This is a genomic window from Gottfriedia acidiceleris (assembly GCF_002128425.1).
In the GTDB taxonomy this organism is placed as follows: Bacteria; Bacillota; Bacilli; order Bacillales; family Bacillaceae_G; genus Gottfriedia; species Gottfriedia acidiceleris.
This window is the reverse complement of the sequence record NZ_NESS01000013.1, coordinates 1-16006: the sequence shown is the minus strand read 5'-3', so window position 1 is coordinate 16006 and position 16006 is coordinate 1. Positions and strand designations below refer to the sequence as shown.

16 protein-coding genes are annotated in these 16006 nt (G+C 33.5%); 12 read left to right on the top strand and 4 right to left on the bottom strand.

What is annotated here, in order from left to right:
* The first annotated feature begins 5 nt into the window (after positions 1 to 5).
* The 5 genes from B6K90_RS18590 to B6K90_RS18570 all read left to right on the top strand — a co-directional run bounded on the left by B6K90_RS18590 (position 6) and on the right by B6K90_RS18570 (position 4907).
* Complete coding sequence (locus B6K90_RS18590; protein WP_088014265.1) at positions 6 to 287, top strand: PTS sugar transporter subunit IIB; 282 nt, start codon at positions 6 to 8, stop codon at positions 285 to 287.
* A gap of 48 nt (positions 288 to 335) precedes the next feature.
* The gene (locus B6K90_RS18585) at positions 336 to 1712 is read left to right on the top strand and encodes a PTS ascorbate transporter subunit IIC (RefSeq protein WP_088014264.1); all 1377 of its coding nucleotides are present in this window, start codon (positions 336 to 338) and stop codon (positions 1710 to 1712) included.
* A 94-nt stretch (positions 1713 to 1806) separates the two neighbouring features.
* Complete coding sequence (locus tag B6K90_RS18580; RefSeq protein WP_088014263.1) at positions 1807 to 2658, top strand: transketolase; 852 nt, start codon at positions 1807 to 1809, stop codon at positions 2656 to 2658.
* On the top strand, positions 2655 to 3614 hold the full coding sequence (locus B6K90_RS18575) for a transketolase family protein (protein ID WP_088014262.1): 960 nt from the start codon (positions 2655 to 2657) through the stop codon (positions 3612 to 3614). Before B6K90_RS18580 ends, B6K90_RS18575 begins: the two co-directional genes overlap by 4 nt.
* A 129-nt stretch (positions 3615 to 3743) precedes the next feature.
* The gene (locus tag B6K90_RS18570; protein WP_088014261.1) at positions 3744 to 4907 is read left to right on the top strand and encodes an oxalate decarboxylase family bicupin; all 1164 of its coding nucleotides are present in this window, start codon (positions 3744 to 3746) and stop codon (positions 4905 to 4907) included.
* Positions 4908 to 4959: 52 nt separating this feature from the next.
* Here B6K90_RS18570 and B6K90_RS18565 read toward each other — a convergent pair whose 3' ends face one another.
* The 3 genes from B6K90_RS18565 to B6K90_RS18555 all read right to left on the bottom strand — a co-directional run bounded on the left by B6K90_RS18565 (position 4960) and on the right by B6K90_RS18555 (position 6932).
* Positions 4960 to 5574 (bottom strand): TasA family protein, encoded by a 615-nt coding sequence (locus B6K90_RS18565; protein ID WP_088014260.1) that lies wholly within the window; start codon positions 5572 to 5574, stop codon positions 4960 to 4962.
* Between the two features lie 73 nt (positions 5575 to 5647).
* Complete coding sequence (gene sipW, locus B6K90_RS18560; RefSeq protein ID WP_088014259.1) at positions 5648 to 6196, bottom strand: signal peptidase I SipW; 549 nt, start codon at positions 6194 to 6196, stop codon at positions 5648 to 5650.
* A gap of 10 nt (positions 6197 to 6206) precedes the next feature.
* Positions 6207 to 6932, bottom strand: coding sequence for a DUF4047 domain-containing protein (locus tag B6K90_RS18555; RefSeq protein WP_088014258.1), 726 nt, complete (start codon positions 6930 to 6932; stop codon positions 6207 to 6209).
* 264 nt (positions 6933 to 7196) lie between these two features.
* Here B6K90_RS18555 and B6K90_RS18550 point away from each other — a divergent pair, with 264 nt between their 5' ends.
* The 3 genes from B6K90_RS18550 (at position 7197) to B6K90_RS18540 (ending at position 11054) form a co-directional block, all read left to right on the top strand.
* A complete protein-coding gene (locus tag B6K90_RS18550; RefSeq protein ID WP_088014354.1) occupies positions 7197 to 8903 on the top strand; it encodes a M4 family metallopeptidase in 1707 nt (568 codons plus the stop codon).
* A gap of 215 nt (positions 8904 to 9118) precedes the next feature.
* Complete coding sequence (locus B6K90_RS18545; RefSeq protein WP_088014257.1) at positions 9119 to 10378, top strand: helix-turn-helix domain-containing protein; 1260 nt, start codon at positions 9119 to 9121, stop codon at positions 10376 to 10378.
* Positions 10379 to 10562: 184 nt separating this feature from the next.
* Positions 10563 to 11054 (top strand): DUF4183 domain-containing protein, encoded by a 492-nt coding sequence (locus tag B6K90_RS18540; protein ID WP_088014256.1) that lies wholly within the window; start codon positions 10563 to 10565, stop codon positions 11052 to 11054.
* Between the two features lie 107 nt (positions 11055 to 11161).
* On the opposite strand, the gene B6K90_RS18535 is transcribed toward B6K90_RS18540, so the two are convergent.
* A complete protein-coding gene (locus B6K90_RS18535; RefSeq protein WP_088014255.1) occupies positions 11162 to 11545 on the bottom strand; it encodes a DUF4183 domain-containing protein in 384 nt (127 codons plus the stop codon).
* Between the two features lie 424 nt (positions 11546 to 11969).
* Here B6K90_RS18535 and B6K90_RS18530 point away from each other — a divergent pair, with 424 nt between their 5' ends.
* The 4 genes from B6K90_RS18530 to B6K90_RS18515 all read left to right on the top strand — a co-directional run bounded on the left by B6K90_RS18530 (position 11970) and on the right by B6K90_RS18515 (position 15928).
* Positions 11970 to 12647 carry a response regulator transcription factor gene (locus B6K90_RS18530; RefSeq protein WP_088014254.1) on the top strand — a complete coding sequence of 226 codons (678 nt, stop codon included), beginning with the start codon at positions 11970 to 11972 and terminating at the stop codon, positions 12645 to 12647.
* Positions 12644 to 14023, top strand: a complete 1380-nt coding sequence (locus B6K90_RS18525; RefSeq protein WP_088014253.1) for a sensor histidine kinase — start codon at positions 12644 to 12646, stop codon at positions 14021 to 14023. The genes B6K90_RS18530 and B6K90_RS18525 overlap by 4 nt, the downstream gene beginning before the upstream one ends.
* Positions 14024 to 14144: 121 nt before the next feature.
* Positions 14145 to 15230 carry an ABC transporter permease gene (locus B6K90_RS18520; RefSeq protein ID WP_088014252.1) on the top strand — a complete coding sequence of 362 codons (1086 nt, stop codon included), beginning with the start codon at positions 14145 to 14147 and terminating at the stop codon, positions 15228 to 15230.
* Positions 15230 to 15928: an ABC transporter ATP-binding protein gene (locus tag B6K90_RS18515; RefSeq protein WP_088014251.1), complete on the top strand. Its 699-nt coding sequence runs from the start codon at positions 15230 to 15232 to the stop codon at positions 15926 to 15928. Before B6K90_RS18520 ends, B6K90_RS18515 begins: the two co-directional genes overlap by 1 nt.
* Positions 15929 to 16006 lie beyond the last annotated feature (78 nt).

The following is a 16006-nucleotide window of genomic DNA, read 5'->3' as shown; positions in this document are numbered from 1 at the left end:
TTATTATGAAAATTTTAGCAGTGTGTGGCTCAGGTTTAGGAAGTAGTTTTATGTTAGAAATGAATATTGTTCAAATCTTAAATGAGTTAGGAGTAAGTGGGATTGATGTAGAACATTCAGATCTGAGTTCTGCTACGCCTGATTCGGCAGATATTTTTATAGCAGCAAAGGATATAGCAGAAGGTATGAGTCATTTAGGGGAAGTTGTTGTGATTGATAGCATTATCGATATGGATGGTCTTCGTACGAAGTTAACACAAGTTCTTCAATCAAAAGGCTTAGTTTAAATTTAAGGTTTAATTTACATCAAATATTATTAATAGGAGGTTTTGTTCATGGAAGCAAGGTTTCTGAAATTAATTATGGATGTATTAAGTCAACCGGCAGTTTTAGTAGCAATAATTTCACTTGTTGGACTTATTATTCAGAAAAAGCCTACAAGCGACATTATAAAAGGGACAACTAAAACATTTTTAGGTTTTATCGTTATTTCTGCCGGGGCTGGAATTGTCGTGGGCTCACTAGACCCTTTTGGTAAGATGTTTCAAGAAGCGTTTCATGTATCAGGTGTAGTTCCAAATAATGAAGCAATCGTAGCAATGGCGTTATCAAAATATGGTTCATTCACTGCGTATATCATGTTCTTTGGTATGGTTGCAAACATCATAATTGCCCGATTTACTAGACTGAAATATATATTTTTAACGGGTCACCACACGTTATATATGGCTTGTATGCTAGCTGTTATTTTAGTAGTTTCAGGGTTAAAAGGTGTACCGCTTGTAATCGTCGGTTCACTAGCACTTGGTTTAATCATGGCAGTTTTTCCAGCTTTAAGCCAACCGTTTATGAGAAAAATTACTGGTAACGATAATGTAGGATTTGGGCACTTTTCAAGTTTAGGTTATGTTCTTTCCGGTTTAGTTGGAAAGGTTGTCGGAAAAGGATCACGCTCGACTGAAGAGATAAAATTTCCAAAAGGATTAGGATTTTTACGTGATAGCTCGGTTACGATTGCGTTAACAATGACAATTATTTACCTCGTTATAGCACTTTTTGCTGGTCCTACTTATATAGAGAAGGAACTAAGTGGGGGGACTCATTATCTTGTGTATTCACTAATTCAATCAGTAACTTTTGCTGCAGGTGTATTTGTAATCTTATCTGGTGTGCGTCTTGTATTAGCTGAAATTGTACCAGCATTTAAAGGTATTTCGAATAAGTTAGTTCCTAATTCAAAGCCAGCTCTTGATTGTCCTATTGTTTTCCCATATGCACCAAATGCAGTTTTAATTGGATTCTTTTGCAGCTTTCTCGGAGGAATTGTAGGAATGGTTTTCCTTGGTCTTACAGGATCTATTATTATATTACCGGGAGTTGTTCCTCACTTCTTTACAGGAGCTACAGCCGGAGTATTTGGTAATTCTACAGGTGGTATACGAGGTGCAACGATTGGATCATTCGCAAATGGTTTGTTAATTACGTTCTTACCGGTCTTTTTATTACCTGTTCTAGGTGACTTAGGATTTGCAAGTACAACCTTCTCTGACGCTGATTTTGCTACATCAGGAATCATTTTAGGTCATATTGCTAAGTCATTTGGGGCAACTGGCGTAACGGTAACAGTGGTAGGTTTAGTTGTAATAGCTGTATTGTTTGGATTTTTCAAAAAAGATCGTAATAATAGTAAATCTGCTAACGTTGAAGCTTAATTAGGAAGTTAAAATACGAATCTACTAAATCTAAAATGAACTTAATTATGAAAATGATGTATGTTGTATTTTATTGATTAAAGGAGGATTTTGATTGAAACTCAATCTTCAAAAAATAGAGGCATTTCGTGACGAGATTCGCTTTCTAACTTTAAAAGAACTATATAATCTTGGTTTTGGACATTATGGTGGAAGCTTATCAATTATTGAGACTTTAGCGGTATTATATGGTGAAGTGATGAAGGTCGATCCTAAAAACCCTACGTGGCAGGAACGTGATTACTTTATACTATCAAAGGGGCATGGAGGACCAGGACTATACGCAACATTGGCTATTAGGGGATACTTTCCTGAAGAGGTTTTATACACATTAAATCAAAATGGAACTACACTTCCTTCACATCCTGATCGAAATTTAACGCCTGGCGTTGATATGACAACAGGATCTTTAGGACAGGGTATATCGGCAGCGGTTGGAGTGGCATTATCTCATAAACTATCTGAAAGGGATAATTCTACTTATTGCATAGTAGGTGATGGAGAGCTGAATGAAGGACAGTGTTGGGAGGCAATGCAATTTGCTTCGCACCATAAATTAAACAACTTATTTGTTTTCGTTGATGATAATAAAAAACAGCTTGATGGGTTAACAAAGGATATTATTGATCCGATTGATTTTGTGGAAAAATTTAAGTCTTTTGGATTTTACACATTAAAAGTTGATGGAAAATCAATTGAACAAATTTATGACTCAATTATGAAGGGGAAATCTCAGAACGACAAGCCGGTCGCAATTATTTTAGATACAGTTAAAGGTCAAGGGGTTAAATATTTAGAAGAGAAGGCTGATAATCATCATATACGGCCTAACAAAGCGGATGAAGAGGCTATTTTAGATGCAATTACTGAACTAGGTTACAAACTTGGAAAGGTCGTGAATTCATGATTCAAACACCATTTAAGAGTTATGAATTAGATCGTATAGAAATGAGACAAATGTATGCTAATACACTACTTGAGTTGGCACAAAAAAATTCGAATGTAATTGCATTAGAGGCCGATTTAATGAGTGCGATTACAACAAATAAAATTATTAGTGAAATACCAAAACAATTAATAAATTGTGGGATTATGGAAGCGAATATGATCGGAGTAGCTTCTGGTCTATCACTAACAGGAAAAATTCCTTATGTTCACACATTTGCGCAATTTGCTACTCGTCGTGCGTTTGATCAATTGTTTGTTTCAGGTGCATATGCAAGATTAAATATAAAAATATTAGGTTCTGATTCGGGTGTAACTGCAGAGCATAATGGTGGGACGCATATGGCATTTGAAGACTTAGGTCTTGCCCGTTTAATTCCTAATGCATATGTATATGAAGCAAGTGACGCCAATCAATTTGGTTACTTACTCCGCAAAGTAGAGAAGGAATACGGAATACATTATATCCGAACAATTCGAAAAAAAGCTGTCAAACTATATGATGACAATGAAACTTTTGAATCAGGTAAAGGTAAGGTCCTTCGAAATGGCGATGATGTAACGATTATTGCAAGTGGCATTATGGTCGCTGAATCGTTGAAGGCCGCTGACATACTTCAGAGCAAAGGAATCGAAGCAAGTGTAATCGATATGTATTCAATAAAGCCAATTGATAAAGATTTAATCGTTCGATATGCTAATAAAACAAGAGCAATCGTCACAGCTGAAAATCATAATGTGATAGGTGGTTTAGGTAGTGCGGTAGCAGAAGTGTTATGTGAACATTTTCCAACTAAAATGAGACGGATCGGGATCAAAGAACAATTTGGTCAAGTTGGCAAGGAAGATTATTTAAAAGAATTTTATAAATTGACGGCAAGTGACATTGTTAAAAGTGTAGAGGAATTAAAAAACTAAATAGCTAGCGAATTTTAAGAAGCTGCTTTTTACAGCTTCTTTTTTTGCTTTTTATTAGTTTTGCATAGTAAAAGCTGATAAAACATATATTTGTACGGGTATGTAATTAAGAACTGAAAGGAGAAAGGTATGGATGATTACTTTCAGAAGAGGAGACTAAATAGCAGTATACCACAACCAATTAGGCCAGATGGCGCAGGAGCGACAGATGATGGCCCACGAGATATTATGCGAGATCTGGAAAATCCGGATATGTTAATTCCTCCCGTAACCGATGCAGGGAGGATCCCAAATTTAAAATTCTCATTTTCCGATACACATATGCAATTAAATCATGGTGGTTGGTCTAGAGAAATTACCGTTAGAGAACTACCGATTTCAACTACAATTGCTGGCGTGAATATGCGTTTAACTCCAGGTGGCGTTAGAGAATTGCATTGGCATCAACAAGCTGAATGGGCATTTATGATTTTAGGAAAAGCTAGAATTACAGCAGTAGATCAAGATGGGCGTAATTTTATTGCAGATGTAGAAGAAGGAGATATTTGGTATTTTCCACCGGGTATTCCACATTCAATTCAAGGATTAGAAGATGGGTGCGAATTTTTACTAGTTTTTGATGATGGAAGTTTTTCAGACTTAAATACGATATCCATTTCAGATTGGTTTGCACATACACCTAAGGAAGTACTCGCTAAAAACTTTGGAACAACTCAAAATGTCTTCGCAAATACACCTACAAAACAACTATACATTTTTCAAGAAAACCTGCCAAAACCGCTTGAAAGTCAGAAAGTTGAAGATCCATATGGAAATGTACCAAAGAGTTTTTCATACAAATTATTGGCACAAAAACCAATCGTCACTCCCGGTGGAACAGTCCGGATCGTCGATACAACTAACTTTCCTATTTCGAAAACAATTGCCGCAGCTCTTGTAGAAATAAAACCTGGTGGAATGAGAGAAATGCATTGGCATCCAAATAATGATGAGTGGCAATACTATTTAACCGGTAGAGGTAGGATGACCGTATTTGGAGGAAGCGGAAATGCACGTACCTTTAACTATAGAGCAGGGGATGTAGGATATGTACCATTTGCATTTGGACATTATATAGAAAATATAGGAGATACAAGTCTTTGGTTTCTCGAAATATTTAAAAGTAATCGATTCCAAGATGTGTCATTAAATCAATGGATGGCACTTACTCCACCTGAATTAGTTAAAGAGAATCTAAATGTGGGCAATGACCTAATTGAGAAGCTTCGCAAGCAAAAGTGGCCAGTTGTTTAATAGAAAGATAGAAAAACCACCTAATTATTATTAGGTGGCTCTTTGTTATGTATTAGTTGCTGTTAGGATCAGTGTCGTCGTGGTATGTACTGCCACCAGTTTGAGCATTAAATGTCCAATCAACTTTTAACTTATCACCTTGGAATTCATTTTGATCTTGTCCATTATCAATAAATTCGAATAATGCGAAAATCTTTTCCTCTTGACCTGCAGGAATTCCATCTGGAACCTTCGTACTACCAACAAATCCTTGAATTTCTGTTAAATCAGGAGTTTGATTTTGTAAGTCATATAATGATGTTTCAACGATCTCATTTGTAGCACTGCTAGTGTTGTACATGATTGTTACTTTAATATTTTTTGCTAAATCTTCAGTGTTATCATTTTTTACGTCTTCAACTTGATATTTAGTATTTAATAAAACCTTATTAATATCCAAAGTACCATTGTTTTCTAACGTAAATTCACGATATACTTCATCACCAGGTTTTAAATTGCTAATGTTTACAACAGCATTAGGGTTCATACCTAAATCTAATGTACCTGCTGCAAACGTATTATCAGTTTTAATTGTATCGCTGAAATACGCAAATGTACCTCCACTAATTAACGATAATCCAACTGCTCCACTCATTACTACTTGACCAATTCTCTTAGTAAAACTCATTCCATGTTCCCCCTTAAGGTTTATTTATTAAACTCTTAAGCTTTTATTTTGTACTTAAGAGATCTAACCAACTTTATCCTGCAGTTTTTTGCTCAAACTCTTTTCTTAATTGAAACAAATTGCGTATTGCTGAAAGAGTAAGAAGAAGCCCTGGAACAATTAACAATAGTGCAGATCCAGCTTTAGAGCTTACAAAATTTAATGCATAACCAACATATGGAATCGTGAAATTCGAATATTTTCCTACGATATTCTGAGGAGACACGGTCCATAAGTCTTGGGCGTTATTGTTATCACCCTTCGTTTTATATGAAATTTCACCATTTTTTTTATGGACAGCCGCTATTCTGTGAGTGATCAGCTTATTGTCCATGTGAAAGGTAACAATATCACCATTCTGATAAGTTGAAGGATTTGCCCCTAGCTTAACGGCAATTATTGAGCCCGTATGAAAGGTAGGTTCCATTGATCCAGATAAAACAGCTTTTAATTGATAGCCTAAAATGGTAGAATCACCACCTGTAAACCTAGATGAAATCACAATAAAAGCTAAGAAGCACAAGATGACAATAGAAATACTTTTAAAAATATTGCCTACAATTGATAAAATTTTCTTCAACATGAGATATCACCTATTCGTTTTGAGTTGTATTTGCTGAATTATTAGAATTTTCATTTTTGGTTGAAACTGTATCAGAATGATTAGAATCCTGGCTCAGAGTTGAATCTGTATCAGAATGATTAGAATCCTGGTTCAGAGTTGGTTCTGTATCAGAACTTTGACTTTTAATTGATTCTTTATCATTTTTAGGTTGAATAATATCGTTATTAATCTTCTCCTTACTTTCATTTAGCTTGGTTTGAATTGTAGATTTAATATTTTCTATTTTTTGTAGATTAATTGTTTCATTTAATTGATGAATTAGTTGGCTAACAACCTGGTAGGCCTTTCTCTCATATTCATAGTTACGTTGTTCAGTTTCTGGAAGTTCGTGAATTTGATTATGATAGTTGTTCATTTGGTCTTGAATGGTATGTAAACTCTGTAATTCACCATTTAATTCATGTTCCTCATTAAGAACATTCGTAAGTAAATTGGACAATTCAGGTTCATTACCAGATCGTGTTACTTCCATAATCGATTCATATAATTGATTAGCTCTTGTTGAATGATCTTTTGCAGCTGTTGTTAGTTGTTGAATTGTTTTAGGAAACACAATTGCTGTAGAAACGACTTGTTCTGATGAAGCTTGACTAGAGAATGAAGCCTCGGTTTGACCAACTGTTTGCATTGCTAAGTAAAATTGAATCGAACATAAACTTACTATTATAGAGACTTTTTTCATTGATTGTTTCAAATTTTCACCCCTCTGCAAAAGCCCTGTTGAAATTCATTATTGCTCAATTATCAGAAAATTGAAACCGGGTTATTTTCTTGTTAATTATCAGTCATTTTTTGTCGGAATTAGTCGTCATTAAGGCTAAATGCTAAAAAAACAGTAGAAAAAGAACCCGACTTTGACGTATTGATTTAATTTTGAATTTTCTCAATAATAAAAATTGCAGTCGCAAAACAAATTAAATAAGGGGTGAAAGTTTTGAAAATGAATAAAGAGAAAAGAATGAGAAGAAAAGCAATTCCAGCAGTAATGGCATTAACTGTAGCATTTGGAGGGGGGCTAACAACTTTACCTTCATTTGTAAATGTAAAAGCAAGTGCAGCAACAATGGAACAAGCTTTAAGTAAGGAAGAATTAGTAAAAGCATACTTGAATTCAAAAGTAGATGGTCTTGCAAGATCAGGTTCTGCATGGGAACAATTTAAAATTGTTAGTGAACAAGCTGACAGCACAACTAATACATACCATGTAAGGACAGTTGAACAGTACAAAGGAATTCCAATCTTCGGATCAGGACAAACTGTAGCACTAGATGCCAATAACAATGTATATGCATCATTCGGTAATGTAACTCAAAGATTATCACGTGCAATCATTCCAACTGAAGCATCGATTACTGAGGACGAAGCTGTTAATATTGCAAAATCAAAGGTTGAAGAACAAATTGGTGAAGTTAAACGATATGATGGAATTGATACTGAATTAACCATTTATCCTCATGATGGTAAGTACTATTTAGCATACTTAGTTAAGGCTTCAACATCTGTTCCAGCACCGGGATACTTCCATTATTTTGTAGATGCTACTAATGGTGAAATAATTGATAACTTTGATGCAATTGATAACATAGTAGATCCAGCAAATCTTACAGTTGCGGTTGGAAGAGGTTTAGACGTGTTTGGTAAAATGCAATCTTTCCCAGTAGGAAAAGATGCGACAACTGGTACTAGCTATATGTATGGTGGATCGATTGCGGGTGGTACAACAACGGCACCAAATATTGTTCCTCTAGCAACTTTTGATGCTCATCGAATGCCTGAAACTGCATTTATTTTATTATCAGGACTTTTAGGTTTTACTGGATTTGAAATTTCTACTACTAGTTCAACTAATTTCTTCTATGATCCTGCAGGGGTATCAGCGCATATGAACTCTGATAAAGTAAACAAATATTATCAAACTGTTCAAAAGCGTAACAGTCTAGATGATAAAGGTATGGCGTTAATTAGTACGGTGCATATTGGAGCAAAATGGAATAATGCTGCATGGAATGGTAAACAAATGTTATACGGAGATGGCGACGGAATCGTATTAGGCTCGCTTGCTGGAGGATTAGACGTAACTGGACATGAAATGACTCACGGTGTTATTGAAAAGTCAGGTGTTAATTTGACATATAAAAACGAATCTGGTGCTATTAATGAGTCACTAGCAGACATTTTTGGAACATTCGTTGAAATTTATTCAACTAAGGAAAACGAGTGGGAAATGGGTGAAGATGTATACACTCCAACAAAAGCGGGTGACGGAGGTCTTCGTTCATTAAAAGATCCAGGTTCTGTACGTGTAAGCACAAAATATATGCCATCCGGTTATTATCCAGATACTTATGCTGAAAGATATTTAGGTACTGAAGACAATGGTGGAGTTCATATTAATAGTGGAATTAACAACAAAGCTGCATACTTAATTTCACAAGGTGGTACGAATGAAGGATACACGATTAAAGGTGTGGGTGTAACAACTGCAGAAAAAATTTATTACCGTGCTTTAACGAAATACTTAACTGCTTCTTCAGGATTTAAAGAAATGCGTGAAGCAGCGGTACAAGCTGCACGTGATCTATACCCTGATAATAAAACAACTGGGGCACCTTCTGCTCAAACGAAAGCAGTAATGGATGCGTATTCTTCTGTAGGTGTAAATTAATAATAAACCTAAAACCATGAGCTAGCTTGCCTGTTCATGGTTTTCTTATTTTATATTAGATTTTTCCTAAAATTCCAATAAGATAGTAATAAAATACTATATTTTATGATTAATTCTTCATTAGAATATCCTAATAAATTGTGCGAATAGCATGATGGAATCTAAGCTTAACTAGTGTATATTTAGTAAGAGTTTTAGGATAGGAGGAGCATTCAATGATCGAGGGAGAAGTAATAAAATTTTATCGAATTAAAGCTGGACTAACACAAGAAGAACTAGGAAAAGGAATTTGCTCTTCCAAACATGTGGGGAAAATTGAAAGAGGGAATACATCCTACTCCTCTGAGATTATTACTTTATTTTCTGAACGGTTACAAATTGATATTCGAAAAGAAATTGCGAACTTTGAAAGTCTTGAAAAGAAACTAGAAAATTGGCATACCGCTATTATTAAACTAAGAGCTAAAGATATTGAAAAACTTAAAAAAGAACTCGAAGAAATCCCATTTATTCATTCGTCAAAGTATGATGCTAAGTACCAATTACTCCTTGCGAGATATTATATATTTTTAGAGGATCGTCATAACGCCTTTACCATTATACAAAATCTTGAAAAAAACTATAATGATCTTCCTGATTATGAACGAAATCTTCTATTACATGTCATAGGAATTTATTATTTAAATAATTACAATAATTCAAGTACAGAGAACCATCATAAAGCAATACAAACTTTAAAGAAAATTGACATTAACGAGTATGGTAATCCTGAATACTACTATCACTTAGCCGTAGCCTATGGATGGGTTGATTCTAAGGTGATGGCATATGTATATGCGGAAAAGGCACTTAAACATTTTAAAGAAACAAGCAATTATTTACGTGTTATTAATGCCGAATCAATTATGCTTTTGCATTCTGGCACAGATGAGCATATTGATTTTAAAAAATTGGAACAGTCATATAAAAACCTAATCCATGATAGTGAGACGCTAAATGCACCAGATAAAACAGGGATGTTATTAAATAATTTTGCTTTAGAATATCTTAAAAGAAAAGATTATGAAAAAGCGCAAAAGTATTATAAGGCAGCACTACAATTGGAGAAAAAGCCATCGGTAATTTATCTTCAACGACTTAATAATTATCTTAGAAGCTCCTTTGAAGGTAAATTAATGCGTAAATCTGTCTTATTAAATAATGCTCAAAAGGGTCTATCAATCGCAGAGGATCTGAACAATGAACATTATCAAGTACTCTTTACATTACTAATCTGTTCGATTGAAAATAAAAGAAAAGAATATATTCAATACATAGAAAAGACAGCTTTTCCATACTTTAAATCACGTAATCATACTGTTTTGATGAAGCGATTTGGTAAGGAATTGTATGAGTATTATGTAAACGAAAAAGAGTTTGAGAAGGCAGTGGAAATGTCTAACTTCTTAATAAGTAATATTAATATACATAACTAAAGGACTGTTGCAGGACAGTTCTTTTATTTTTTATTTTTGTAATAATGCTATAGTTGAGTAACTGTTTTAAATATAAATTTAAAATAATGCATTACATACTCAATTAAAAACATATATTTAATACAAACTCTTTCTCATAAATTTTAATGATTACATATTGAAGTATTTAATGTAGTGGGGGTGAATGGACATCACTAAAGATATTTTATCTAACCAAAATTTTGTCATTAATGCAGGGGATATTCCCTCTATACAAGCAGGTACATATTCCACTCGTCCAGACAATCCTAAACCAGGTAGCATTTTTTTAGATACAAAGTATCGTATTTTTTATAGGTATAATGGTATGAAATGGGAAGCACTAGTTACAAACGCCAATATTGGAGCATCAGGTTGGGCAGCTCCAGCAACACCTTTAAAAACAACGAATCAATTATTTTTCGCTGTATCAGACGGTATTAGGAGAATTTATACAAATCACGATGGTATTGAGGAATATGGTATAACAACGATTAGATCACCAGATGAAGTTTCCTATATAAATTTGTTTATAAATGGAATGCTTCAGCCGACCGTAAATTATAAAATTGATCGTGGTAGGTTGATTCTGCTCACTGAAGATATTCCTCTGAAAGGTACGATCATAATCCTTCAATTTATATCTATATTTTTTTAATAATATTTTTAATATCAATGATTAAAAAATGTGCCTATACAAGACACTGATTAAAAAAAGATAGATTCAAAAAAAGTTCCAAAAAGGAACTTTTTTTTTGAGCATTATTATGTCGAAACAGTAATGTCGGAAGTAGGTGCAAAACTTACTATTTCTAACACAATTGGAGTGTCAGCTAAAATTCCGTCTCCTCCAGCAGGTACAGTAATCGCTAATGAACCAACACCCGTTGCTCCAGGAGTGTAAGCTGAAATACCACTCATTTGTAGAACACCGTTAATGTAGACATTAAAGTAACTATTATTTGTAGGTAATGTCGGTAGTGTAGTAACTGCAGCACCAGTATCCGTTAAAAAGCTAGCTGCGTCAATTGTTAAAGTTGCACCAGCTGCAGTAGAAGTGGTTGTAACGTAGAAGAATCTTGAATCTGTTGGGACAGTTTCAATAGTTGAAGAAGCAGAAACGAGAATTTTCATTAGTTGAAGTGCCATTTGGATTTTGCTCCTTTCATTTAGGATTGACTCTTTTCGAAATGATTGTCGTTTATAAATTTAAAACACACAGTAAATAAAGAAGCTGATTGTGAAAAACAAGGTGTGGGGTTTCTGTAGGAGTATCAGAAAAAGTGAAATATTGAGATGCTCGCTGACTACACTATGTTTAGGAGTAAAATCAACAAGTCATCTCCTTAAAGAGCAACAAGATTTACGAAAACAGCCATTATTAACTACATAATAATTTTATGTTTAAAAATAAAGAAATGTATGGGGGACAAACTATATTACAAAAATTTTTTTTGACATGTTATGTTACATCAGCATTTCTGCCCATGAAAAATAGAAAAAGGATATTAAAATTAAAATATGATATGATTTTTTAAATAATTGCACTAATTTCAAAGAATGGGGATAAGTTATGATTCGAATTTTAATTGTAGATGATGATTCTCATATAAGAGAGTTACTAAAAATGTATTTACAAACTGAAGGCTATACGACATTTGAAGCGGCTAACGGAGACGAAGCTTCTAAATTGCTTGAAAATCAACAAATTAATTTAGCGATTGTTGATATAATGATGCCTGGAAAAGATGGATATCAGCTTTGTGAAGAAATAAGAGAGTATTATGATTTTCCAGTAATATTGTTGACTGCAAAAAGTGAGCTTTCTGATAAAGAAAAAGGTTTTGCTGTAGGAACAGATGATTATTTAACTAAACCCTTTGAGCCAAAAGAAATACTATTTCGGATTAAGGCTTTGTTAAGACGATACAATATGATTAATGCTCAAAAAATAAAACTGAACGAAACCGTTATTGATCGAAAAAGCTATGAAGTTTACTGTAATGGCAAACTACTGATGCTTCCAATGAAGGAATTTGAATTGTTGTCCCAATTGGCAAGTTATCCGGATCGAATTTTTACCCGTGATGAGTTGATCCAATTAATTTGGGGCGCTGATTTTGAAGGCGATGATCGAACAATAAATGTTCATATTAAACGTTTACGTGAAAGGTTTTCTACTTTAACGAACGATTTTAGTATAAAAACTGTTCGTGGTGTTGGTTATAAATTGGAGGTCACTGATAAGTGAAAACTTTATACATAAGAATTGTTCTTACAATCCTCGGTGTAATGATTTGTAGCAGTTTAATAGCTTTCTTTCTTTCAAATGTGTATTACCACAATAATTTAAAGCCTTATAATGATAAAAAATTAACTAAAATGGCTTTAGATGTTGGCAATTTTTATGAAAAAAATAATGAAATTGATTTAAGCAATTACTTAAATAGTATTAGTAAATTAGGATATCAAATTCTATTAGTAGATCAACAAAGAAATCAAACCTTTTATGGCGGCTCTTTTAGAGAAGAAAAACTAGGGTCTAAAGTGATTGAATCTGTTTTAAACGGAAAGGTATATCATGGTATTGCCGAATTTCCAACATCATTATTTGTGACTGGTTTCTTTGATAATACAGTGAGTAATACAGTTGGTGTTCCAATAAAATCGAGTAATAATCACTTGGCTCTTTTTATGCGACCAAATGTACAGCTTCAATTTGGTGAATTACGCATACTCTTTTCCATTCTTCTTCTACTGACAATCGTATTAAGTATTATATTAGTTTTAGTTAGTACAAGATATATTGTAAAACCGATTATTAAATTAACTGAAGCAACTAAAAAGATTGCAGAAGGAAGATATAATGTTCAATTACAAATCAAGCGCCAAGACGAAATAGGAAAACTGGCAAATCACTTTTCCCATATGTCACAAAAATTGGGTCAAATTGAGGCGATGCGTCAGGAGTTTGTTTCAAATGTATCTCATGAAATTCAATCACCACTTGCATCGATACAAGGTTTTTCACAGTCTCTTCAAACCGAAAACTTAAACGAAGAGCAAAAGAATCAATACTTATCGATTATAGAGGAAGAAAGTAGAAGAATGTCCTTGCTTAGTAAACAATTATTAACGTTGGCTGCATTAGATAAGGAAGAAAGTATATTACAAAAAACTACTTTTGATGTTGCCGAACAAATTAAACAAGTAGTTTTTACAACTGAATGGAGTTGGAGAAACAAAGATTTGGCTATTGATTTAGAATTACCTCAAACTTTTGTGTATGCTGACAAGAATTTACTGCATCAAGTTTGGACAAATTTAATGACGAATAGCATTAAATTTAATCATGAAGGTGGTTCAATCTCAATAAAACTGAGTAGTAATGAAGAGTATGTTCAAATTGAATTTCAAGATACTGGAATTGGCATTTCCGAAATTGATTTACTACAAATATTTAACCGATTTTTTATTGTTGATAAAGCAAGGAATCGAAAGGAATCCAGTAGTGGCTTAGGTTTAGCAATCGTTAAACAAATCATTGAATTACATAACGGGCATATTGAAGTAAGCAGTAAATTAGGAGAAGGAACTAAATTTAATATATCCCTCCCTAAAAATTAAAGCGTGCTGATTTAAAATTGTAATCGACTGTTCACCTGTTGTTCATCTAACATTCCTATACTTTAAATTACAAAGAGTAATTCTTTTAAAAGTAAAGTATTAAAAAGGAGATGAATGACAGGTGTTTCTTGCATTAAGGGAATTTAAACACGCAAAATTACGTTTTTTATTAATTAGTCTAATCATGATCCTTATATCATTCCTAGTATTATTCGTTTCAGGATTAGCGAAAGGATTATCTTTTGATAATGCTTCTTCTATTGATAGCATGGCCTCAAACTATTTTGTTTTACAAAAGGAATCGGGTAAACAAATTAATCATTCTATGTTAACGGAAAGTCAAATTAATGAAGTTCAGAAATTAGTTGATGAGAAAAATTCCGCTACTTTAGGAGTTCAAATGACTACGTTTTTAAAGGATGGAACGTCTAAAAAAATTGATGCTACCTTATTTGGTATTGATGTGAATGGATTAGCTGCTCCGAAGGTAATTGAAGGCGAAATGATAAATAATTCAACAAAGAATGAAGTAGTAGGAGATCTTTCTTTGAAAGAAAAAGGAATCAAGCTTGGTGACAACATTTCTGATCAAATATCAGGTAAAGAATTTAAAATTGTTGGATTTACAGAGAATCAATCATATAGTCATGCACCGGTTATTCACATGAATTATAAAGAGTGGTCTATGGTGAATAATAAGAATTCATTTAATGCAATTGCGCTAAAAACAAATGAAAGTACTGCAAAAAAGGTAAATGAAAAAGTATCAGGAGTAGAAGTAATTAATAAAAAACAAGCATTAAAAGGAATACCAGGTTATAAAGAAGAACAAGGCTCTTTACTAATGATGATTGTTTTTCTATTTTTTATCGGAGCATTTGTGCTAGCAGTCTTTTTCTATATCATTACGATACAAAAAATAAATCAATTTGGTGTGCTAAAAGCGATTGGTTCAAAAACGAGTTATTTAGCTAAGAATATCATTTTTCAAGTTTTAGCACTGACGCTTTTAAGTCTGATTATAAGTATTTCAATCACATTTGGGTTATCTAAAGTATTACCAGCTGACTTACCTTTTGTATTTGATGCGCAGTTAATTATCGGAAGTTCGTTATTATTTCTTTTTGTAGCAATAGTCGGTTCATTAATTTCTTTATTAAAAGTAGTGAAAATTGATGCGATTGAAGCGATAGGGAGGGCTTTTTAATGAGTAATAAACTAGTACTAGATAATATTAGCAAAACGTATAATGACGGAGATTCTTTAGCTACAACGGTATTAGATCAAGTTTCCATTCAAGTAAAAGCTGGTGAACTAGTGGCAGTTGTAGGTCCGTCTGGCTCAGGTAAAAGTACCTTCCTTTCAATTGCGGGAGCATTATTATCTCCGACTAGTGGGAGAATTATAATCGATGATATTGAAATAAGTAATCTCTCAGCAAATAAACTTAATGAATTTAGATTATCTAAAATCGGATTCATTTTTCAAATGTCTAATTTAATCCCTTATTTGACAGTTAAAGATCAGCTACTTTTGATTGCTGAATTAGCTGGGATAAAAAATAAAGTTGCAGAAAAGAAAGCGAATGAACTACTTGAGCAATTAGGATTATCAAAGAGGATGAAAAACTATCCAGAAAATTTATCAGGTGGAGAGAGACAACGAGTAGCAATTGCAAGAGCACTAATGAATGATCCCGAAGTGATTTTTGCGGATGAACCTACAGCTAGTCTCGATTCAGAAAGAGGAAGAGCAGTAGTTGAAATGCTATCTAAAGAAGTAAAGCAAAGACAAAAAGCTGCCATAATGGTTACCCATGATAAAAGGATGTTAGACTTGTGTGACCGTGTTGTTTATATTGAAAATGGAAAACTTACTGAACAAATTAAAGAAGAGCCCGTTTAAGTTGAACGGCTTCTTTTCATTGTTTGCAGTTACGAGTAAGTAATTTTGAATATCCAGCTATTTTAGTAACTCATGAAG